Source organism: Bacillus sp. RIT 809, assembly GCF_016892495.1.
In the GTDB taxonomy this organism is placed as follows: domain Bacteria; phylum Bacillota; class Bacilli; order Bacillales; family Bacillaceae_G; genus Bacillus_A; species Bacillus_A cereus_U.
Map to the genome: position 1 here is coordinate 38,334 of NZ_JAFEMR010000016.1, position 21,114 is coordinate 59,447.

Consider the following 21,114-nt stretch of genomic DNA (forward strand, 5'->3'; position numbering starts at 1 on the left):
ATATCCCCTTGCCCCCAGTGTTAATATTTATAACATTAGATGAATTTTAATTCATAATTTCATATAATAATACATCTCTCTTTTCTCTCCGTCAATCACTTTTCTGAATTTTATATAAACAAAAAACCAAGCAACTTAATCGATGCTCGGTTCCTCATTCCGTATCGGCAATACCGTAGAATATTTAATTTCACGAAGTGCTAAACTCGTTTGTATACGTGTAATGCCTAGCTTATTTAACTTTCTAATAAACTGCTCTAACTCCTTACGATCACGATTCGCAACTTTTAATAAATAATCATATTCGCCTGTTAAACAGTGACATTCTAACACTTCAGGCATAGATTCTAATTCTCGTTCTAACACTTCAAGTTTTTCCGACTGATGAATATTCGTGCTCATAAAAATGAAACATAATAAATCAAATCCAAGCTTTTCTTGATTTAAAATTGCTACTTGCTTATCAATGAATCCTTCCCCGTCTAATCTTTTTATTCTTGCATGCATAGCAGCTGGTGATAAATTAACACGGCGTGCTAACTCTGCATTACTTACTTGTGACTCTTTCTGCAATATATCTAAAATTTTCACATCCAAATCATCAAGCACTTTAATAACAGATGACTCCATCAAAATTCCTCCTTTTTTCTTACCGATGATTATTCGAAGAAACATCTCATAGTTTATATAAAACTGAATATTTTTCTGTAAATGAGATTTCTAACGAAATATTTTATCGTATTTTTACCATTATACAAAAGAATATATTAGACAATAAAGAAAAATGCTAAAATTATTTACAGTTCATTCTTATTTCAACAAAGGGGTTTTTAGCATGCCTTATTTTTATGTCTTTTTACTATTATTAACAAGCTTATTATGGGGAGGAAATTTCGTCGTTGGGAAATCACTCGTCGATCATGCATCTCCGATGACACTGACAAGTTTAAGATGGCTAATTGCGATCATTTGTTTATTACCAATGGTATGGTTTAAAGAGAAGAAAATCATTCCACCACGCTCTGCAATACTCCCGTTAATACTTATGGGAATTTCAGGAGTCGTTCTTTTTAACATTTTTCAATTCTTAGCACTAGAAAAAACATCCGCAACGAATGTAGGTCTTATTTCTACATTGAACGCTATTTCGATTGCATTATTTTCTGTGCTATTTCTAAAAGAAAAAGTAAATACACTTCAAATTCTTTCTATGATTCTTTCATTTTTCGGGGTTATGCTCGTCCTTTTAAAAGGAAATTTCGCACTTTTATTTTCACTACATTTTAATAGCGGAGATTTATGGATGATGGCGGCAGTATGTATTTGGGGTATTTACTCTGTTTGCAGTAAATGGGCGACAAAAACAGTTACACCGCTAATGGCGACGTTATATTCTGGTATTTTCGGCGTCATTTTATTGCTTCCATTTAACATAGGCAACTTCACTGTTTCCAATATTAATTCTTCCTTCATAACATCACTTTTATATACAGGACTCGTTTCAACGGTCCTTTGTATGGTATTTTGGAACATTGGTGTACAGAAATTAGGAGCTACTACATCAGGTATTTTTCTAAATTTCAATCCAATTTTCACAGCTATTTTAGCATTTATTTTCCTTGGAGAAGAACTAACATGGATTCAAATTTCCGGGACAATTATCGTCGTGACAGGATGTTATTTATTTTCTCATTTTAAAACCGCTGCTTCTCAGCCAACTAGAACTTTAGTGCGAAAGCATTCTTAATGAAAAAACATCGCCACCAGAGTGGCGATGTTTTTATTTCCCTTTCATTTCTTTCACATACTGTTTTTCTTCTTCTGGCGATAAGCGTTCTGTTGCCTTTCCGGTATCACCACCTTGAATTTCCCACAAAAAGTTATGCTCCTCAACCGTTTGTGAAAAGTCTCCTTTCTCCCAACGCTCCAAAGTAGAAAGTAGCTTTGATTTATGTTTAAAATTCGTACTGCTTTCTACTGCGTTCTTCGCACTACGAATTTCCTTATTTGTCATTTCAATAAATCCCCATTTTTCAGAGGATTTCACTTTTTGATGTACCATCCTATGCATTGTAGAAATAATTTCATCTTCACTAGCTTGTTGCTTCTCTTCCTTTGCTTTCTTCCCTTGTTGCCCCATTACATTTTGTGCTTTAAGACTCTTCTCCTCTTCTTCTATATAATTAAGCAGTTTAGTAACACCGAATACAGCTCCTATCGCAATTACAATCATTGTAATTGTCCCTATAATCCATTTTTTCATATTATGTATTCCCCATTCCCCTAATAATCACATAAACAAATGGAATCGCCTGCGCACAGCCGATTCCATTTGTTTCCTTATTTTATTTTAAACCTTCATCGCTGCTCGCACAATATAACTATCCACATATTGATTGAATTTTACGATTTTTCTATTTTCAAGCTGCCATATATGAACGAATTCTGCTTCAAATGATTTTCCCGTTTCTTTATAAACTCCAGAATACATACCTTCAGCAATGATTACATCTTTTCCGTTTACTTCATGGTACGTATTTACACTCGCTTTATAATTATCCCATTCTGATCCTAAACGACTAAATACATTTTCCATTATAGCTTCTGTACCTATATACGTTCCGCCGTATGGGAAACCTTCTGCCTCTGTCCACTCCACTTTTTCAGAGAGGGCTTCCGCTAAATGTTTTGCATTTGAAGAAGATGGTCCTTCATATGTGCTTCGAACAATTTCTAAATTTGTTTTTTGTACCATTATTTTTTCACCCCAAATGCGTTTGCCGCTAAAACAAGTCCAATTTCTAACGCTTTAACGTGCGGGAATCGTTCCTTTATTGCCGTTTGAATTTCTTCACTTGAAGGATTTCCTGCAAGAACTTCATCAAATGCTACTAAATATTTACGAGTATGCTTAATCGCATCTGCTGTATTTGGTACGTCATAATCACGATGACCCGCTACAACAATTTCAGGGTGAAGATTTTCAAGTTCACTTAATGTTTCTAACCATTTATGACGAGCTTCAGCATCTGTTTCTAACGTCCATGCGAAAGTATTGTTATACACGATATCTCCTGTAACTACTGCTTTTAATGACGGAATCCATACGTAACTATTATTAGGTGTATCACCTTGTAGACCACCTTTAATGATTAAGTCATTTCCCTCTAAAATCAATTTCTCTTCTGTTAATTCATCTGGAACAATTGGTTGATGAGGAACATTATGCCCAATAGATGGTTTCCATTGTTCCACTTTCTTTTCAAACGTATTGCGAATATCTTCTACTGTATTTCGCAACGCTACAATTTTCGCTTTTGGAAATGCTTCATGTAATACATTTAATCCAAAATAATGATCTGGATGGAAATGAGTTACATAAATATGAGCTAAATTCTTTCCTGTTTCAATAATTTGAGCTGCTAAACGATGTGCATCACTTAATAAAAATTGTGCATCGATAAGAATTGCATCTTTTTCTCCGTATACAATTGTGGATGTAACTTGAAATGCTTGCTCAGATCCTGTAAAAACCTCTAAATGTAATTTTGACATGTTATTTCCTCCACTTTTTATTTACTCTTTTATATTCCTTTATTCTTTAAGCTTTATTCTAGTTGTAACTATTTTAGTTACAACTAGAATAAAAAAATATACGAATCATTTTATTACTAATCGACTTAGTGTAATCATTATAGTTACACTAAGTCGTCAAGTCAACACTTAAAAAATGAGATTTACTTCGTTTTCATTACTTTCTCTTTTAAAAAACGATCTACATATCCTTCTGCTTTTACAACGAATAAATACGCACCCATTGACAATAATGCAAGATCTAATTCATATCCCGGATTCTTTCCATCTCCTAATAAGCCTGCTGCTCCATTTACCTTTACGATAGCTCCAGCTAAAATAAAAGCGAATAACAATCCTACATATCGTACACCTAAACCGATGATTAATAATATACCACCTACTAATTCAACTGTTGCTACGCCGTATGCAAGACCACCTGGTAAGCCGATGCTTGTAAACCATCCTGCTACGTTATCGATACCTGATTGAAACTTTGCTAAACCGTGTGCAAAAAACGTAACTCCTAACACGATACGAATAATTACATTACCAATATATTGATTCATTCTGAACTCTCCTCACTTGTTTTGTTATGGTGAAGATTTATTCACAAGACAAAACAATACGGTATTTCTTTTCATTCGTCAAATACTTTTTTGAAAGAAAACAAAAAACATTATCCTCTTAACGGATAATGTTTTTTACAAAATAGTGCTAATTCAAGCTTTCGCTCTATTACTTAGAATAAGTTGAAAATTTTTCCCAGCACCTATATAAGACAATAAAGAACTATCTTCTTCCATCACCATTCCAACAACATTTACTTTCCTATCTTCAGGCAAATCATTTATAACAATTTGCATTTCGCCAGCATATCTACCGTACAATTCATTATCAATTGTAATACTGCCTCTTTTTCTTGGAATTGTATTCATCGGTTGTAATACAACTTTATTTTCTTCGCGCGATTCTACAGAACGAATGGCATCACGAGCTGGATCAAGCCGATTCGTATGCACTTTCTCTACCACTTTCAATACTTCCATTTCATTTGTAAATGGTTCATATCGCAGCGGAATAATCCCATTACTCGCCATCGCGATTTCTTGTACACTTTCTAGACTCGCGCTTATGTCTCCAATTAGCACTTTATCGACGTCACACTCTTGAACAAGTTCTAAATACGCTTCAAGCGGACGCATATAGCGGTGCTTTTCTAACGTTGGTAAACCTTCATATAAAGGACCTCGTTTTTCACCATCTCCCGGAATAAATGCCATCGTTTTTATTCCGCAATCATGTAAATACTTATTTTGTTTTTGTAAAAATGACTTTGCTAGTCCTGTTTCTGGACGTGGGTAAAAATTATGCCATGCTTCTACACGATCTACTCGTATATTTCCCGCAAGTAACTCTTTCCAAAATGATTCTGTAATCGTACTCGCGTTTAACGCTATTTTCATCTTATGAGATACACTCGCAATTTCTTTCGGTGCAATGCCGTAATCCATTCGTAAACCCGTAATGCCCCACTCCAATAATTCTTCCACATTTTCATACGTTATTCCTAAATGATGTAACGACTTTGGAGAGACATCGACCATTAATTCCATTTCATTTTCGAGAGCTTGTTTCCCAAGTATTTGAATTAACTCTTTATACGTATTCGGATCATCTTCTGGAATGTGAAGAGATGTAAAAATAGATGAAAATCCGTTTTCTTTCGCTATTTTCAACCATGCTTCTTGTTTCTCTACTCTCTCTTTTGAAAGATAAATTGAAACTCCTATCATATAAATCTCCCTCTCTATTAATAGAAAAAGAGAAAGGAAATCCCTTTCTCTTTTTCTATATATTTTCTGCCATTTCTTCTTTAAAGCCGAAGAAGTACGTAAAGATGAATCCGAAAGTATATGCAACTACTAATCCAAGGAAATATAATAAATATTTATTATCAGCAATTAATGGGATTAAAGATAATCCTGATACGCCAATTCCGAGTGCAGCTGTGTGCATAACTGCTTGGAATGCACCACCAACTGCTGCACCTAAACAAGCAGTAAGAAACGGTTTCCCAAGTGGTAATGTAACCCCGTATAATAATGGCTCACCAATTCCTAAAAATCCAACTGGCAATGCACCTTTAATTACGTTACGAAGTCGTTTATTTTTTGTTTTTACATAAATCGCAATCGCTGCTCCTACTTGCCCAGCGCCAGCCATTGCTAGTACTGGTAATAAAGGCGTTACGTGAGTTTGATTAATAAATTCCATATGAATCGGTGTTAAACCGTGATGCAATCCGACCATAACGAGAGGTAAAAATGTTCCGGCAAGCACAGCTCCCGCAAATGCTCCGCCAATATTTAAGATAGCATTAATTCCGCTTGTAATTCCTTCAGATAAGAAACCTGCAACTGGCTGAATTGCTAACATCGTTACTATACTTACCACTAATACAGTAATGAGTGGTGTCAAGATAATATCAACTGCATTTGGCACTGCTTTTCGAACTTGTCTTTCAACTACAACCATAAGCCATGCTGCAAAAATAACTGCAAATAATCCGCCCCGTCCGGGTACGAGCGCTTCACCGAATAGTTTTACATTCGCCATCGCTGGGTTGAAAATTAAAATACCTGCAATTGCCCCAAGAACTGGTGTCCCGCCAAATTCTTTCGCTGTATTCCAGCCGACTAAAATGCCTAAGAATGTAAAGATACCGCCGCCAATTAAAAGTAACATTTGTAGCCATGTTGCATTAGGGTCAGCACCTGCATTTTTCGCAAAGTTAGCAACCCCGTTTATAATTCCTGATGCAACAAGACCAGGTATTAACGGAATGAAAATACTTCCTATTTTTCTTAAAAAGTTTTTCACTGGTGTATTATTTTTCTTCTTTATCCCTGACTTTATCTCTTGGCCGAGATCTTCAAGGTGATGATCTGCCACTTCACCAATTCTGAGTCCTGTTAAAACTTCCATTTCAGCTGCTACTTTATTTACCGTTCCTGGACCAACGACAACTTGAAGTGTTTCATCTTCAATGACCCCCATAACACCTTCAACCTTTTTCAAAAGGTCCATGTTCACTTTACTTTCATCATGAAGCGTTAATCGTAACCTCGTCATACAATGAGCAATGCCACGAACATTTTTTACTCCCCCAAGTTGCTCCGTAATCCTACTCGCCATTATCTCTTCTTTCTTCATAACAGAATCCCCCTCCCCAGAGTTTAAAGTGCCTTCTTCACAAATCCTTTCGCACATTTTAATTTTTCTAGTGCTTCCCCATATTCACACTGTAGTAATATCATAACGATTGCAACTTTCACATTTCGATCTGCTCTTTCATAATACTCTGTAGCTACTTCATAACTAGCGCCTGTCGCTTCCACAATAATTCGTTTTGAGCGCTCTACCAATTTTGCATTTGTAGATTGAACATCTACCATTAAGTTTTTATATACTTTCCCTACACCAATCATAGACGCTGTAGAAATCATATTCAGTACTAACTTTTGCGCTGTGCCAGCCTTCAATCGTGTTGAGCCTGTTAATATTTCTGCGCCTGTCTCCACTTCCACATTTAGTTTTGCATATTTACTTATCACAGCATTTTTATTACAAGAAATACTCGCTGTACTCGCTCCCACACTATTTGCGTATTTCAATCCCCCAATTACATAAGGCGTTCTACCACTTGCTGCAATTCCAATCACCGTATCTTTCTCGTTTAATCCAATACTTTTTAAATCTTCTTCTGCTAACTCTTCACGATCTTCAGCACCTTCTACCGCTTTGGTAAACGCTTTCAATCCACCTGCTATAAATCCCTGCACCATTTTGTCATCTGTACCGAATGTTGGCGGGCACTCCACTGCGTCTAAAATGCCTAAACGACCACTCGTACCAGCACCAATGTAAATTAATCGTCCATCTTCTTCAAAAGACTTAATAACAATTTGTACAACCTTTTCAATCTCTTCTATTTCATTTTCAACTGCTAACGCAACAGTTCGATCTTCTTGATTCATACTTTGTAAAACTTCTTTTATGCTCATCTCATCTAAATTCATTGTCTTCTCATTGCGATGTTCTGTAGATAAATTTTCTAACATATTGTCACCTTCTCTGAAATTTAATTTCACACTTTTATTATAACTTTAAGAAATTAAAAATCAACATTACTTTCTTATTTTATGAAATTTTATTTCTTTTCATGACAAATTTATGTCCAGCCACACAAAAAAGATGGGCTGCCCCATCTTTTCACTTTAACTTCCGTAACCGCAGAGCTTCTTCTCTCGTCTCCATAAATTGATCTATCACATTATTACCAATACGGTTAAAAGTAATAACGTATAAAGCATCAATCATATTTAGCTGAGTCATTCGTGAAGCAATACTTGCAATGCGATGATCTTGCTCTACATCCGGCATACAAAGGCGAATGTCTGCAGCTTTATATAAAGGAGATGATTGATCTAGCTTCGTAATCGCAATAACGGTAGCTCCTCGCTTCTTCGCATATTGCGCCATTTCGAGCACATCTTTCGTCCGCCCAGAAGTTGAAATCGCCACAAATATATCTCCTTCTTTTAAATTCGTTACGAGTGGCAACATCATATGAAAATCAGATAGCATCATTGCAGTAAATCCAAGCCTAGTAAATTTATAAGCTCCGTCCATCGCCGGTGTAGCTGATCCACCTACACCATAAAATATGATCTTATTAGCATTTACAATACTATCTGCAGCTTTCTCAAGTTCCTTCTTATCTATCGCAGTAACACTCGCCTCAATTGCAGCTTTATTCACATATGTAACTTTATTAAACAAATCGTACGGTCCATCTTCTGTATTCATCACTGAAAAATCGTTAATATTATAATCAACAATTGTTAATTCACGAACGAGCGCTATCTTAAATGCTTTAAAGCTTCCAATACCGATTGTTTTACAAAAACGTACAACACTCGCCTCACTCGATCCCGCATTTGTAGACACTTCTTTTGTCGTTAAATTTGGAACAATCTCTGCGTTCTCCATTATGTACATGGCAACCTTCTTTTCAGCTGGTGAAAATTGATCCATATTATTTTCAATTTTAAATAGTAATGTTGAAGCTTTCACCATTTCACCTCCACTTCTTACAGCTGCTTTTTATTTCGTATATTCTTCTTCATGGAGATAATAGCCATCATCACCAGGAGGATGCTGAACAATTACAGTTCGATTCCCTTTTTTATATGCAGTTATTTCACCTTCAGATCTCTGTTTTTCCCATCCGTCTATCCAAATTGCGAAGTCAGGTAAAAATGCGGTGTACTTATGTTCTTTCGGATTATCCCCTTCCACATAGGAAGAAAAAATAGAAACCGGAAAACCTTTCACTTTTGATTCTTTTCCTACAATAAATGGTATGCACAATAAAAGGAGTATAACTACACCTATAACTTTCCCCTTTGTAATCCTCAACCGCATCCATCTCCTTGTCATATCACATACGTAGATTTTATCATAATTACAATCCATTCATGCTACATGACCACTGCATTTTGTAATAAAAAAGAGCTTATCTACGTCAGATAAGCTCTTTCCCTCTATACAAAGTACTTCTTTAAAAGTGGCGGCGTAATAATTGTCGTCAATATAACAACAATGACAATAGCTGTGAAATTTTCTTTCGCTAATAAATTCGCAGTTAATCCATTTGCTGCGATAATAAGCGCTACTTCTCCGCGCGACACCATCCCTGCACCAATACTAATAGAAGATTGTAAATTAAACCCTGTTAATCTTGCTCCTAAACCTGATCCAATTAACTTTGTGAATATTGCAATGAGCGTCATAATGATAATGAACCAAAGTTGACTTCCGATACCTTGAAATGTAATTTCCATTCCGATACTTACGAAGAACACTGGTACAAATATCGCATAAGCAATCGGTTCAATTTTATGTTCTACTTCATGCTTGTACTCTGTTTGCGAAATTGCAATTCCTGCTGCAAAAGCCCCAATAATACCTGCGATTCCCATCATTTCACTGTAATACGAAAAAGAGAAACAAATAATAAGAGCCGCACTAATTAACGCTTCCGACACGCGAAGCGGGACGAGCATTTTCATAATCCACGGAACAACTTTCCATGCGATAAAAACAATACTTACAAAGAAAATAAGTTTCTTTGCGATAACCAGTGTTATATTCACATCTTGCGTTCCTAAAAAGCTCATAACAAACGCTAATAAAATAACGACAATTACATCATCAAATACGGCAGCACCTAAAATCGTAGTACTTTCTCTCGTATTCATCTTCCCTAAATCACGTAACGTTTGCACTGTAATACTAACCGATGTTGCGCAAAGTAATAACCCTATAAAAATTGCATGAGATTGCATTAATCCAAACAACAACCCTGCCACATAACCACCGATGAAAGGAAAAATAATTCCACCAGCCGCTACTGCAAATGATGATTTTAAATTCCGATTTAACTCTTCTAAATCTGTTTCGAGTCCCGCCATAAACATAAGTAGCAAAACACCAATTTCACTAAGCTCATCAATAAGTTCTGAACTATTAATAATACCTAGCACCGCAGGACCGATAATAATACCAACAATTAATTTACCCAGTACAGAAGGCTGACCGAGTCTAACGCTAATATCACCAGCTAATTTCGTACAAAGTAAAATGACGACAAGTTCAAAATAAAATAACATAGCATCTTCTCCTACTATATAAAGTAAATCTTTTTGTTAACCTGCATCTATTTCTGCACATAGTTTCTCCTTACACCCGGCTTTTTATTTGTTAAAGTTTCATTTGACAAAATATTCTGAATTATAATAAGATTAACCCAGAAATTTCAAAAAACTACATACCATAACTGTACCTACATTCACTTACGTACTCTTTTCCAATGGCTTCACACTATTCGCAGTTATGGAAATGTAAAAACGGGGGGAGAGTCCAAAGTGAAGTCATTATTACGAAAAAAAGCGCTTAGTACTGAATCACCACGGCAGCTAGATAGAACATTAACGGCACTCGATTTAACGTTTTTAGGAATCGGCGCCGTAATTGGGACAGGGATTTTTGTATTAACAGGGATTGTAGCAGCGAAACATTCTGGTCCTGGTATTATGCTATCATTCCTTATTGCTGCATTTACTTGTGCTTGTGTAGCCTTTTGTTATGCCGAATTCGCTTCTTCTATACCAGTCTCAGGAAGTGTTTACACTTATGCATACATGACCGTTGGAGAAGTTGTCGCCTTCATCGTTGGTTGGTGTTTAATGCTCGAATATTTACTCGCAGTTGCAGCGGTAGCTGTTGGCTGGTCTGGATATTTACAATCATTGCTTCAAGGATTCAATATACACCTTCCCGCCATTATTTCCTCGGCCCCTGGAACAGGAAAAGGTGGTCTCATTGATTTACCGGCTGTTTGTATTTTACTTCTCATTACTGGGGTTTTAAGTTTTGGTATACGCGAAAGCGCACGCATTAATAATATTATGGTCCTTATCAAATTAGCAGTTATTATCGCCTTTATCGTAGCAGGCGCAAAATATGTAAAGCCTGAAAATTGGACACCGTTCATTCCATTCGGGTACGACGGTATTATTACGGGAGCTGCCACTGTCTTCTTCGCCTTTTTAGGTTTTGATGCAATCGCAACTGCGGCAGAAGAAACGAAAAAACCGCAGCGTGATTTACCAATTGGCATTATCGGTTCTCTTCTTATTTGTACAGTTTTATACATGATCGTATCTTTCGTTTTAACAGGTATGGTTCCTTATACGCAATTAGATGTTTCTGATCCAGTTGCATTTGCACTGCATTTCGTTGGTGAAGATACTATTGCGGGGCTACTTGCAGTTGGTGCGATGACAGGAATGACAACCGTTCTTTTGGTCGTTATGTATGGACAAGTTCGTGTTTCTTATGCAATGAGCCGAGACGGCTTACTCCCAAAAGCGTTATCACGCGTAAATAAAAAAGTAAAAATCCCTTTACTAAACACATGGATTACTGGCGTTGTTTCCGCTTTATTAGCAGGACTTTTAGACCTACATTTACTAGCAAATTTAGTAAACATCGGTACGTTAACAGCCTTCACATTCGTTTGCTTTGCTGTACTTATTTTACGGAAAACTCATCCTGATTTAAAACGAGGCTTTCGTACACCACTCGTACCTGCACTACCCGTTGTCGCTATTATTTGTTGTTTATATTTAATGCTTAATTTGTCTAAAACGACATGGATCAGCTTTGCAGTCTGGCTTATAGTCGGTTTATGCGTTTACTTCTTCTACTCTAGAAAACATAGTCATTTAGCTACTGAAAAAACAAATGATGAGAAAAAAGAAGCATAAAAAATAGCTCGCCTATAATAAAGGCGAGCTATTTTCACGTTCTATTATGTTTTTTCGTTAACGCTTGTAAAACGATAAAGTGAAACTTTAATCAGCGGGGGGTTTTGTCCATCCCCCACTAATTATTAGCCCTCACCAATCGGGCTCTTACGGGCAGTTGTCTCCCCACTGCCCTCCTCGTATTCACCAAATTTTGAGGTGGGAGTCTTACTGCCCGTTAATAGTGGGGAAAATATACCGATGCAAGTTCGTACATAACCTACAACTTTTTGTATACTTCTTCTCCCTTACTTCGCCTCTTTCTTTTTCTTTCTCCATGCATTCAAACTATCAAAGAAAAAGTTAATAAATAGCGTTCCTAATCCCGCTAATACAAATGTCATTAAAAATAGAACCCATATACTTTTATCTTTTAATAAATAATATCCTACAAGGAGCACAACGGCGATCCATACATATTCAAGAATTCTTTTTAGCTTTTTCTCTTCCAAATTATTCGCTCCCTTTTTCTATACTACTTTTAGTATAACAAAAAAGAAGCCTATCATGATAAGCTTCTTTTTCTTATACCTTACTTGTTGATGCTTTTTTCAACCAGTGAAATAGCGTGCTCTAACGTACGATTCATCGTTTCTACCTGTGCATCTTTTACTTTCACATCTTTTAATACAGCTTCTGCAACTGTAATTTTTTGGCTCAATGATCTCACTGAACCGTCCGTTACATTTGCAGCTTGTGCTTTTTTCACTACTGCTTTTGCAAATTCAACATTCACTTGTAATTTTTCTTTCGGTGTTTTTGGCTGTTCTTCTGCCACTTTTGATTGTACGAATGTTTGGTTTGCTGTTTTTAATTCATTATACATTTGAACAAATTGCTCACCTGTACTTGTCATATTCCCAAACACTTTCTTAGCATTGTCATAGTTTTTTTGTAATTCATTAAAAGCTTCTTGTGAATATTGACCTGGCTTTTCACCAAATTCATAAGTACCTGCCAATACTTCTTTCACTTTCGCAATCTCTTCATATAACGCATTTACTTGCTCTAATTTTGTACGATTAGAAAACTCGTTATATGCTGCTGCTACTTCTGAAGAACTTAATGCTTTACTATATAATTTTGCTAATGCAATTTGTCCATTTAACGGAATACCACCATTTCCGTTGCTGTCTGGATCTGCACCAAGTGCAAATGGAACGTTCGGATGATACACTTTTCCACTAGCTGGCTGACTATTTACTTTTTTACCATCTACATAAATGGCTACTTCACTTCCGTTATACGTTCCTGTTAAATGATACGTTTTGTTTGCTTCTAATTGAACGCCAACACGTTTATAGTTTCCGCCAATATGAGCCCATAATTCTACATAGCCACTTCTTGTAGACTCAAAACCAATTCCACCACTCTCTGTATTTTGCAAAATACCTTGTCCGCGAATTTCATTCATTGAAAATACAGTTTCTAACGTAAATGAATTTGCTACTTTTTCTTTTTGTGCTGCTGAAAATGGAAGATATCCAAATGTATTTGCTTGTCCATTTAATTTCATTACATTTGTTTTCAACGCTTTATCATATTCAATAGATACATTCCCTTTCACATCACCTTTTGTTCCAAACGGTGAGTTATCTTTAAATGTACCATCTAAGAAATTCACATCAAAAACGTCTGCCTTTGGCACTTTTACATTCGGATCAATATTATCTTTTTTCGTAGTAATTTCAGCCGTTAACGGCTGCGCGCTTTCATTGCCAAACGAATCAATCGCAACTACTTCAAGTGTATATGATTTCCCGCCATCTAATCCTGCAAGTGTAAATGTAAGTTCTTTTGGAACTGGATCACGATAAAACTCTGAGAATGCTAATAACTTATTTTTAATCTCACCTGTTTGTTTATCCTTCGCTTGTACACGATAAGAATGAACAAGAAGGTTGTCCACCGCTTGTGGGAATGTTACTGTTGCTGCGTTTTCCGTTACATTTGATACTGACAATTTCGCATCTTTTGCAAAAGATGGCTTTTCTTTATCACGATCTTCTACATGCGTAAATGTTTCTTTCTTTGATGGCAACTGAATTTTCCAAGGCTCACCTGTCCAAGAGTTTGTATGGAAATCACGGCGATTAATTGTTACCTCTTTGTCATCTACCTCTACTAATAAACCTTGGCTTAATGTACTAGCTCCTGGCGGGATATTCCCTTGTACTTTACCGCCTTCCACTTCCATATAGCTTACAGAAGATGTTCCAACAGACGTAAAGTCTTTTTGATGAATCGATCTTGGATCATCTAACGGATAATGTGAATGGCCTGAAAACGTAATTACTTGTGGGTATTCTTTTAACACCGCATTAATTTTTGCACTATCTTTCGTTCCCCATTCTTGGCTACCGTACACTGTATCTTTAATATGTTGATGTAAAAACACAAAAATTGGTTTTTCTGGATCATCTTTTTGTGCCTTTGCCATTTCTTCTTTTAACCAATTAATTTGCTTGTCCGAATAATAGCCATGTGTTGTCCCATCCTCTGGAGACATAACAAGGAAATGATACCCTTTTACCACTTTATGATAATAAATCGATTCCATTCCTGTCTTTTCTAAGAAACGCTTCTGTGCTCCCTCTACAGATAAGCCGTTCCAATAATCATGATTACCTAGAGAATTCATTCGTACTGCATCTTTATTTGCATTTTCGTTATACACTTGCATGAAACGATCATATTGCTTTACTGAACCCGAATCAGTAAAATCACCTACAATGACAAACGCATCTTGCTTTGGTGCAAGCGTATTAAATTGTTCAATCGCTCTTTTCCAGCGGAACGTATCATCTGTTCCACTATCTTTAATATGCACATCACTTACAACTGGAAAAACGATTTTCTTCTCACTTGGTGCCTTTTCTTGCTTTTTATCTTCCGCTTTAACCGACGCACTCCACGGAAATGACACGAATGCTAATACAAAAACCATTAATAATCCAATAAGTCCTTTTACTTTTCTTAAAGCAGTTCTTTCCACGTAAATCCTCCTCATAATAATTGATTAATTACAAGGGTTATTGTAACGAAAACATATTAACTCCGTTTGAATGACAAATTAATTTTATTAGACTTTTGTAAATATACAGTTAATTAATTATTAACTCCAACATTACTTGTATTATTGTAAACAACCACATTTTGTCTAAAAGAGTATAATCTTTCTTTTCTAATGTCCCTTTACATATAATCTTTTCTATATAATAAAAACTAATATAAGGTTTTAAGCTTATTAGACAATCATAATTTTTAATTTTTTCGGCCATTCTTAACACGTCGGCCATGCTTTTACATTTAATAATAGTAAAAGAAAAACTTGCAAAGGAGGGGTTCGTTTGAAAAACAAAAAAAATATCGGCTGTTTCGCTCCCTTATCTATCATTTGCCCAGACCCTTGTCCACCATCCCCTCCTCCGAATCCCCATTGTGAACTAGTAACAAATGAATTTGCTGGGAACTTCCTCATAACTAATGACACCATTCTCTCTACTAAAGATGCATCACAATCGATGATACTGTGGCAAAGTGATGGGATACTACTTATATCAGGTACTGTCTCGTTTTACAATAGTACTAGTAGCACCGAAGCAATTACAATTCAAATCGTCGGAGCAGTAACCAATATTTTCACTGTATTTCCTGGTAATACAATATCTTATATGGGTAAGGATTTACAATCCGTCAGTATTATTAATATACAAAGTAATCCTTCTCTATATTTAGAAGGCAAGTACTGTTGCCAATTTACATGTTGCTTATAAAATAAATATTTCATTACTCCCTCTATTCAAAAAAGCATACCATTTAAGGTATGCCTTGTTATGAAATTGAGTAACGTACTGTAATACAAAACTCTCCTTGATTAACAGTCGTTCCCGTCGTTGTAATTCGAACAGTAGTAAAGTGCCTCACTGTGAAAGTACCACTACTTTGCGGTTGTACAGTAATCGTATCGACTACTGTAGCACCTACTAAAAAATCCACTGTAATTGGATTCGCACCTGTATCATATTTTACATAACCTGAACCGTATATTTCTTGTGTAAGATTATTCGTATATACAATTTGAGTACCCGCACCTGTAATTGACCAGTCTGCACATACTTGATCTTGCACAAGTGTTTTATTAGAACAACAAGACAAACTGGAACTTCTCATTCCCATTTCAACCCTCTCCTATTCTTCTACGAAAGTGAATAGCGTGTCGTAATACAAAATTCTCCCTGATACGTTCCAGCAGGTGTTGCAGGTAACACAACTTGTATACTATCAAAGCGGCGATACGTAAACGCGATACTCGTTCCTGGGTTTAATGTTTGTGTATCAATTGTATTCCCAGCAGAATCAAGTGCTTCTACGGTAATCGCGCCTGGTCCAACATCATATTTAACAAAACCAGTACCAATTACGTTTTGGTTAATATTATTTGTATAGAGAACATTATCAATTGCTGTTGTAGCTACAGTAGCAGACCACGGACTACACACTTTATCTTGCACATAATTTTTATCTGGACAGCAAGTTAACGCTGATCCTGAGCATTCACAAGACATAGTTGTTTCCCCTCTCTCTTTTATATTCCCTATATGTGTATGTCCTTCAGAGTCTTTTGCCTGTACTATTCATCCATTTTCAAAAAATAATCACACCTTAGCGCTACTAACTAAATAGATTCAGTTTTGTTTCGTTTTTTCATAAATTTATAGATAAAGATACTACCTACAACAATAAGAACGACCACTAATATAGGTAACATATATTGTCCAACAACACCTGCTGCTTTTTCCCAATGCGGACCTAATTTCATTCCAAAATAAATATACAAAGTCGTTAACGGGAACATTGCTACAAATGTATATATGCTAAATTTCCATATGTTCATTTTCGCCATACCACATGGAATGGAAATAAGCGTTCGAACTCCCGGGACGAAGCGTCCAACAAATGCTACAACCGGTCCATATTTCTCAAAGAAATCATCTGCTTTTTGAATTTGTTCTTCTTTAATGAAGAAATATTTACCGTATTTCACCAATACAGGGCGCCCGCCGTAATAACCGAGCGCGTATAACGTTAATGGTCCTGTCGTTCCACCAAGTGTTCCGGCTAACACCGCAAGCCAAAAATTCATATCTCCCTCGTACACCCAATACCCAACAAGCGGCAAAACTACCTCTGCTGGAATAAACTCAAAAGTTAAAGCTAACACAACTCCAAAATAAGAAAACTGCTTTAAATACTCAATTATATCTAAAATAATTTGCTCCATACTTTTAACCCCTATCCTATATTCACATTATGCTTTTCTTGCAATTGAACTGGCGCCATCTTTACGATTCGATTCAAAATGAATAACACAATTCCAATATCATCTAAAATACCAATAAACGGCAAGAAGTCTGGAATGAAGTCGAGCGGCATCGCAACATACCCAACTAAAAAAGCAATAGATAAAATTTTCTTCTTTATGGAAACCTCTTTTGAAGTAAAAAAGTCAAATAGGAACGGAACAAAACGGCGGACATGAAATACAACTCTTAATCTACTAATAAGTTTTTTCATTTTCTATCTCCTCTCTTTGTATACAAAAAGGACCCTACCAAATATGGTAAGGGTCCTAAAAAGACAATAAGGGGCCTTTACCATTGCTGGTAAAGGTCTCACTAACAACGAATCGTTGCCAATAAAGCCGAGGGTTTCTCCCTGTAATGACGACTTTACTGTAATAAGTTACTCCCCTTTATATACACAATTTTATACAATCACATTAAGATATTTGGAGGGGCTTGTCAATATTTTTTTCATTTCCCATTCAGATTATTACATTATAAAAGACGCTATTCTGTATTCTCTGTTGAAACAATTTGGAGCTTAAAATGATCTGGGTCATAGAAATTTATTCTTATTTCTTCACCATGGCAATCTTCCACAAATGATATATGATAAAACTCTAACTTTTTCTTTATCCGCTCAATATCTGAGGTTCTTAAAAATATCTCCGTAGCTGATGATGTGACAGTCTCTCTATACTCTCCCAGTCCCCTGTTTACCACAAAACAAATTCTCGTCGAACCAATATCATACCAAACACCTGTTACATGTAATTGCGGCCTCTCCTCGCTCGGTTTAAAACCTAAAATTCCTTCATAAAAATATAATGTTTCCTTTAAGTTTTTAGATTCTAATACAATACATGTTGTAATACTTCCCATCCGCACTCCCCCTGTCTCTATTAGTTTTCTATATGAGTCATAATTTACAATTATGTACGAATACAATACGTAGTGATGAATATTTCATTTATAAAGGAGGAGTGTAACATGGATAAATTCATGAAATCTTACATACCTTACCACAGTCCCAAAGACCCTTGCCCTCCAATTGGAAAGAAATATTACTCAACTCCCCCGCACTTATATATGGGTTTTCAACCAACTAATTTACCCCAATTCACACCAAAAGAAGCTTTAAGAAAAGGGACTTTATGGCCTGCTTTTTATGATTATTATGAAAATCCTTACAAAAAAGGACGGTGAATAAAAACGTGACACAAACATTGCCTGATGAATATTACAAATGGATTGAAGAGCTGCAAGAATTAGACTTTGTATTAGTTGAACTTACTCTCTATTTAGATACGCATCCCGACGATACTGCAGCTATAAATCAATTCAACGATTTTTCTTATAAACGAAGAGTATTAAAACAAAAAATTGAAGAAAGATACGGACCACTTCAGCAGTTTGGAAACAGTTATTCTAACGCTCCATGGGAATGGAGCAAAGGCCCTTGGCCATGGCAAATATAAAGTGAAACTTTAATCAGTGGGGGTTTTGTTCATCCCCCACTGATTATTAGCCTTCACCAATCGAGCGTTTACGGGCAGCAGGGCTTCCACCCAACTTCTTTGCTCCAGCCGAATTTTGAGGTGGGAGTCTTACTGCCCGCAAATAGTGGGATAAAGGAGAGAAACTATGTGGATTTATGAAAAAAAATTACAATATCCTGTTAAAGTGAGTACTTGTAATCCAGCACTCGCAAGATTATTAGTTGAACAGTACGGTGGTGCGGACGGCGAACTAGCTGCTGCTCTTCGCTACTTAAATCAGCGTTATACTATTCCTGACAAAGTCGTTGGCTTACTAACTGATATTGGTACAGAAGAGTTCGCCCATTTAGAAATGATTGCTACAATGATTTATAAATTAACAAAAGATGCAACACCTGAACAAATGAAAGCTGCCGGATTAGACGCGCATTATGCGAATCATGATAGCGCCTTGTTTTACCATAATGCAGGTGGTGTTCCTTTTACTGCCACTTACATTCAAGCGAAAGGAGATCCTATCGCAGATTTATACGAGGATATTGCAGCTGAAGAAAAAGCACGAGCGACTTATCAATGGCTAATTGATTTATCAGACGATCCCGATATAAATGATAGCTTACGCTTTTTACGCGAACGAGAAATTGTCCATTCTCAACGTTTCCGAGAGGCTGTAGAAATTTTAAAAGAAGAACGTGATAGGCAAATTTATTTTTAATACACATATCCTAGCGATATGTGTTTTTTTACGTTATAAGTGAAATTCTTCCTGCATTAACATATAAATAGTATATTTATTCAATTTTACGCATTATTTTAAAATATTTTTAAAATTCCCTCTTGCTTTCTAGTCATCAGACCTTTAAAATAATAACAGTTACTCGACAAATTATTTGAATTTTCGACAAAAACACTCATTAGGAGGATTTTCTTTATATGCGTACAACTTTAAAACCAGCGCAAATACTTTCGATTAGTTTACTACTATTCGCAGTTTTCTTCGGTGCTGGTAATATGATTTTCCCGCCCCTTCTTGGTCTTTCTTCCGGAGAAAATATGTGGGTTTCCATTACAGGATTTATTATTACGGACGTCGGTTTATCTTTACTAGCTATCGTGGCTGTTGCCCTTGCTGGTGGTAGTTTTAATACTTTAGCAAGCCGTGTTCATCCAAAATTCGCAGCAGTATTCGCTATCATTATTTATCTTTCAATCGGCCCACTATTTGTTATTCCACGAACTGGAACTGTATCTTACGAAATTGGAATCGCACCACTCTTCCCGGATCAATGGTACTCTATGTTAGTCTTTAGTGCGATTTTCTTTACAGTCGTCTACTTCTTATCATTAAATCCATCCAAACTAGTAGATCATATCGGAAAAATATTAACGCCAATTTTACTTGGAATTATTGCAATTATGGCAACAAAGGCGATTCTTTCACCAGGATCGTTCGCAGAACCTGTTGGTGACTATAAAGAAATCCCATTTTTCAAAGGATTTCTCGAAGGCTTTTTAACATTAGATGCAATCGGAGCTCTCGTATTATCAACAATTGTTGTAAATGCAATTCGCCAAAACGGTATACAAGATAAGAAATCGATTGCGAAATATACAATTATTTGCGGAAGCATTGCTGCCCTTTTCTTAACAATTGTTTATTTCTTACTCGGTTATATTGGCGCTTCAAACGGAAACTTAGGACAATTTGAAAACGGCGGTCAGCTATTAGCTACTGTTATGTATCAATTCTTTGGGACAAGCGGGAATGTTTTATTAAGTATCGCAATTATCTTTGCTTGTTTAACGACTGCAATCGGTGTTGTAAGTGCATTCGCAAACTATTTCGCAACAGTGTTAACGAATGTTTCATACAAGAAACTGGTACTATACGTTTGTATCTTTAGCTTCATCATTTCAAACTTAGGCTTAAGCTTATTAATTAAAATTACATTACCTGTATTAATTATTTTATATCCAATTACCATCATTTTAATTTTCGTATCATTTATTGATAAATATACGAAACGTAAACCTTCTGTCTATATCGGAGCGATGATCGCGGCATTCATTATTAGCTGTATTCATGCACTTGATAATGTGGGAATGATTCCAAACTTTATCGCTAATATCGTACACACTATTCCTTTTTATAACTTAGGAATCGGCTGGATCGTTCCGGCAATAATCGGTGGTATAATCGGATACTTTATTCCGCAAACAGAAGCTGAAGGTGAAGTTTCTGCAAAATAGAAAGAAGCAAGC

General features: G+C 36.1%; 25 protein-coding genes. 7 read left to right on the forward strand and 18 right to left on the reverse strand.

Annotated features, from left to right (window positions below):
- Positions 1-135: 135 nt before the first annotated feature.
- Entirely contained in the window at positions 136-630 is a 495-nt protein-coding gene (locus JTF23_RS17690; protein ID WP_016103820.1) for an Lrp/AsnC family transcriptional regulator, read from the reverse strand.
- A gap of 205 nt (positions 631-835) precedes the next feature.
- On the opposite strand from JTF23_RS17690, the gene JTF23_RS17695 reads away from it, so the two are divergent.
- Complete coding sequence (locus tag JTF23_RS17695; RefSeq protein WP_204209302.1) at positions 836-1,747, forward strand: DMT family transporter; 912 nt, start codon at positions 836-838, stop codon at positions 1,745-1,747.
- Positions 1,748-1,780: 33 nt separating this feature from the next.
- Here the strand turns inward: JTF23_RS17695 and JTF23_RS17700 are convergent, their stop codons facing one another.
- From JTF23_RS17700 to JTF23_RS17745, 10 genes are all read right to left on the reverse strand, one after another.
- Positions 1,781-2,263: a PRK06770 family protein gene (locus JTF23_RS17700; protein WP_002159153.1), complete on the reverse strand. Its 483-nt coding sequence runs from the start codon at positions 2,261-2,263 to the stop codon at positions 1,781-1,783.
- A gap of 87 nt (positions 2,264-2,350) precedes the next feature.
- On the reverse strand, positions 2,351-2,755 hold the full coding sequence (locus JTF23_RS17705) for a nuclear transport factor 2 family protein (RefSeq protein WP_204209303.1): 405 nt from the start codon (positions 2,753-2,755) through the stop codon (positions 2,351-2,353).
- Positions 2,755-3,555, reverse strand: a complete 801-nt coding sequence (locus tag JTF23_RS17710; RefSeq protein ID WP_204209304.1) for an MBL fold metallo-hydrolase — start codon at positions 3,553-3,555, stop codon at positions 2,755-2,757. The genes JTF23_RS17705 and JTF23_RS17710 overlap by 1 nt, the downstream gene beginning before the upstream one ends.
- Positions 3,556-3,737: 182 nt before the next feature.
- Complete coding sequence (locus JTF23_RS17715) at positions 3,738-4,142, reverse strand: DoxX family protein (protein ID WP_078174027.1); 405 nt, start codon at positions 4,140-4,142, stop codon at positions 3,738-3,740.
- 153 nt (positions 4,143-4,295) lie between these two features.
- The gene (locus JTF23_RS17720; protein ID WP_204209305.1) at positions 4,296-5,369 is read right to left on the reverse strand and encodes a DUF871 domain-containing protein; all 1,074 of its coding nucleotides are present in this window, start codon (positions 5,367-5,369) and stop codon (positions 4,296-4,298) included.
- A gap of 55 nt (positions 5,370-5,424) precedes the next feature.
- Positions 5,425-6,789: a PTS transporter subunit EIIC gene (locus tag JTF23_RS17725; protein ID WP_204209306.1), complete on the reverse strand. Its 1,365-nt coding sequence runs from the start codon at positions 6,787-6,789 to the stop codon at positions 5,425-5,427.
- Between the two features lie 23 nt (positions 6,790-6,812).
- Positions 6,813-7,697: an N-acetylmuramic acid 6-phosphate etherase gene (murQ, locus tag JTF23_RS17730; RefSeq protein ID WP_204209307.1), complete on the reverse strand. Its 885-nt coding sequence runs from the start codon at positions 7,695-7,697 to the stop codon at positions 6,813-6,815.
- 151 nt (positions 7,698-7,848) lie between these two features.
- Entirely contained in the window at positions 7,849-8,712 is an 864-nt protein-coding gene (locus tag JTF23_RS17735; protein ID WP_204209308.1) for a MurR/RpiR family transcriptional regulator, read from the reverse strand.
- Between the two features lie 30 nt (positions 8,713-8,742).
- On the reverse strand, positions 8,743-9,057 hold the full coding sequence (locus tag JTF23_RS17740) for an outer surface protein (protein WP_204209309.1): 315 nt from the start codon (positions 9,055-9,057) through the stop codon (positions 8,743-8,745).
- Between the two features lie 125 nt (positions 9,058-9,182).
- A complete protein-coding gene (locus JTF23_RS17745; RefSeq protein ID WP_002203334.1) occupies positions 9,183-10,310 on the reverse strand; it encodes a cation:proton antiporter in 1,128 nt (375 codons plus the stop codon).
- Positions 10,311-10,523: 213 nt separating this feature from the next.
- Between JTF23_RS17745 and bcaP the strand changes: the two genes are divergently transcribed.
- Positions 10,524-11,969: a branched-chain amino acid transporter BcaP gene (gene bcaP / locus JTF23_RS17750; protein WP_204209351.1), complete on the forward strand. Its 1,446-nt coding sequence runs from the start codon at positions 10,524-10,526 to the stop codon at positions 11,967-11,969.
- A 287-nt stretch (positions 11,970-12,256) separates the two neighbouring features.
- On the opposite strand, the gene JTF23_RS17755 is transcribed toward bcaP, so the two are convergent.
- The gene (locus tag JTF23_RS17755) at positions 12,257-12,460 is read right to left on the reverse strand and encodes a hypothetical protein (RefSeq protein ID WP_002159163.1); all 204 of its coding nucleotides are present in this window, start codon (positions 12,458-12,460) and stop codon (positions 12,257-12,259) included.
- 80 nt (positions 12,461-12,540) lie between these two features.
- Entirely contained in the window at positions 12,541-15,003 is a 2,463-nt protein-coding gene (locus tag JTF23_RS17760; RefSeq protein ID WP_204209310.1) for a LamG-like jellyroll fold domain-containing protein, read from the reverse strand.
- Positions 15,004-15,358: 355 nt separating this feature from the next.
- Here JTF23_RS17760 and JTF23_RS17765 point away from each other — a divergent pair, with 355 nt between their 5' ends.
- The gene (locus JTF23_RS17765; RefSeq protein WP_204209311.1) at positions 15,359-15,784 is read left to right on the forward strand and encodes an S-Ena type endospore appendage; all 426 of its coding nucleotides are present in this window, start codon (positions 15,359-15,361) and stop codon (positions 15,782-15,784) included.
- 58 nt (positions 15,785-15,842) lie between these two features.
- Here JTF23_RS17765 and JTF23_RS17770 read toward each other — a convergent pair whose 3' ends face one another.
- From JTF23_RS17770 to JTF23_RS17790, 5 genes are all read right to left on the reverse strand, one after another.
- Complete coding sequence (locus JTF23_RS17770; RefSeq protein ID WP_002169096.1) at positions 15,843-16,187, reverse strand: DUF3992 domain-containing protein; 345 nt, start codon at positions 16,185-16,187, stop codon at positions 15,843-15,845.
- Positions 16,188-16,207: 20 nt separating this feature from the next.
- Positions 16,208-16,576, reverse strand: coding sequence for a DUF3992 domain-containing protein (locus JTF23_RS17775; protein WP_078174035.1), 369 nt, complete (start codon positions 16,574-16,576; stop codon positions 16,208-16,210).
- Between the two features lie 110 nt (positions 16,577-16,686).
- Entirely contained in the window at positions 16,687-17,292 is a 606-nt protein-coding gene (locus JTF23_RS17780) for a DedA family protein (protein ID WP_002203339.1), read from the reverse strand.
- Between the two features lie 11 nt (positions 17,293-17,303).
- Positions 17,304-17,585 carry a YkvA family protein gene (locus JTF23_RS17785; protein WP_002159169.1) on the reverse strand — a complete coding sequence of 94 codons (282 nt, stop codon included), beginning with the start codon at positions 17,583-17,585 and terminating at the stop codon, positions 17,304-17,306.
- A gap of 275 nt (positions 17,586-17,860) precedes the next feature.
- Positions 17,861-18,235 (reverse strand): VOC family protein, encoded by a 375-nt coding sequence (locus JTF23_RS17790; RefSeq protein ID WP_204209312.1) that lies wholly within the window; start codon positions 18,233-18,235, stop codon positions 17,861-17,863.
- Between the two features lie 108 nt (positions 18,236-18,343).
- Here JTF23_RS17790 and JTF23_RS17795 point away from each other — a divergent pair, with 108 nt between their 5' ends.
- From JTF23_RS17795 to brnQ2, 4 genes are all read left to right on the forward strand, one after another.
- Positions 18,344-18,559 carry a spore coat associated protein CotJA gene (locus JTF23_RS17795; protein ID WP_002201665.1) on the forward strand — a complete coding sequence of 72 codons (216 nt, stop codon included), beginning with the start codon at positions 18,344-18,346 and terminating at the stop codon, positions 18,557-18,559.
- Between the two features lie 8 nt (positions 18,560-18,567).
- The gene (locus JTF23_RS17800) at positions 18,568-18,831 is read left to right on the forward strand and encodes a spore coat protein CotJB (RefSeq protein ID WP_000194952.1); all 264 of its coding nucleotides are present in this window, start codon (positions 18,568-18,570) and stop codon (positions 18,829-18,831) included.
- A 166-nt stretch (positions 18,832-18,997) separates the two neighbouring features.
- Positions 18,998-19,567 (forward strand): spore coat protein CotJC, encoded by a 570-nt coding sequence (gene cotJC, locus JTF23_RS17805; RefSeq protein WP_002140479.1) that lies wholly within the window; start codon positions 18,998-19,000, stop codon positions 19,565-19,567.
- 218 nt (positions 19,568-19,785) lie between these two features.
- A complete protein-coding gene (brnQ2, locus tag JTF23_RS17810; RefSeq protein WP_002159172.1) occupies positions 19,786-21,102 on the forward strand; it encodes a branched-chain amino acid transport system II carrier protein BrnQ2 in 1,317 nt (438 codons plus the stop codon).
- Positions 21,103-21,114 lie beyond the last annotated feature (12 nt).

Excerpts from the sequence above, each read along its gene's own strand:
- JTF23_RS17690 (WP_016103820.1), bottom strand. The coding sequence starts at position 630 with ATGGAGTCATCTGTTATTAAAGTGCTTGATGATTTGGATGTGAAAATT.
- JTF23_RS17695 (WP_204209302.1), top strand. The coding sequence starts at position 836 with ATGCCTTATTTTTATGTCTTTTTACTATTATTAACAAGCTTATTATGG.
- JTF23_RS17700 (WP_002159153.1), bottom strand. The coding sequence starts at position 2,263 with ATGAAAAAATGGATTATAGGGACAATTACAATGATTGTAATTGCGATA.
- JTF23_RS17705 (WP_204209303.1), bottom strand. The coding sequence starts at position 2,755 with ATGGTACAAAAAACAAATTTAGAAATTGTTCGAAGCACATATGAAGGA.
- JTF23_RS17710 (WP_204209304.1), bottom strand. The coding sequence starts at position 3,555 with ATGTCAAAATTACATTTAGAGGTTTTTACAGGATCTGAGCAAGCATTT.
- JTF23_RS17715 (WP_078174027.1), bottom strand. The coding sequence starts at position 4,142 with ATGAATCAATATATTGGTAATGTAATTATTCGTATCGTGTTAGGAGTT.
- JTF23_RS17720 (WP_204209305.1), bottom strand. The coding sequence starts at position 5,369 with ATGATAGGAGTTTCAATTTATCTTTCAAAAGAGAGAGTAGAGAAACAA.
- JTF23_RS17725 (WP_204209306.1), bottom strand. The coding sequence starts at position 6,789 with ATGAAGAAAGAAGAGATAATGGCGAGTAGGATTACGGAGCAACTTGGG.
- murQ (WP_204209307.1), bottom strand. The coding sequence starts at position 7,697 with ATGTTAGAAAATTTATCTACAGAACATCGCAATGAGAAGACAATGAAT.
- JTF23_RS17745 (WP_002203334.1), bottom strand. The coding sequence starts at position 10,310 with ATGTTATTTTATTTTGAACTTGTCGTCATTTTACTTTGTACGAAATTA.
- JTF23_RS17770 (WP_002169096.1), bottom strand. The coding sequence starts at position 16,187 with ATGGGAATGAGAAGTTCCAGTTTGTCTTGTTGTTCTAATAAAACACTT.
- JTF23_RS17775 (WP_078174035.1), bottom strand. The coding sequence starts at position 16,576 with ATGTCTTGTGAATGCTCAGGATCAGCGTTAACTTGCTGTCCAGATAAA.
- JTF23_RS17780 (WP_002203339.1), bottom strand. The coding sequence starts at position 17,292 with ATGGAGCAAATTATTTTAGATATAATTGAGTATTTAAAGCAGTTTTCT.
- JTF23_RS17785 (WP_002159169.1), bottom strand. The coding sequence starts at position 17,585 with ATGAAAAAACTTATTAGTAGATTAAGAGTTGTATTTCATGTCCGCCGT.
- JTF23_RS17790 (WP_204209312.1), bottom strand. The coding sequence starts at position 18,235 with ATGGGAAGTATTACAACATGTATTGTATTAGAATCTAAAAACTTAAAG.
- JTF23_RS17795 (WP_002201665.1), top strand. The coding sequence starts at position 18,344 with ATGGATAAATTCATGAAATCTTACATACCTTACCACAGTCCCAAAGAC.
- cotJC (WP_002140479.1), top strand. The coding sequence starts at position 18,998 with ATGTGGATTTATGAAAAAAAATTACAATATCCTGTTAAAGTGAGTACT.
- brnQ2 (WP_002159172.1), top strand. The coding sequence starts at position 19,786 with ATGCGTACAACTTTAAAACCAGCGCAAATACTTTCGATTAGTTTACTA.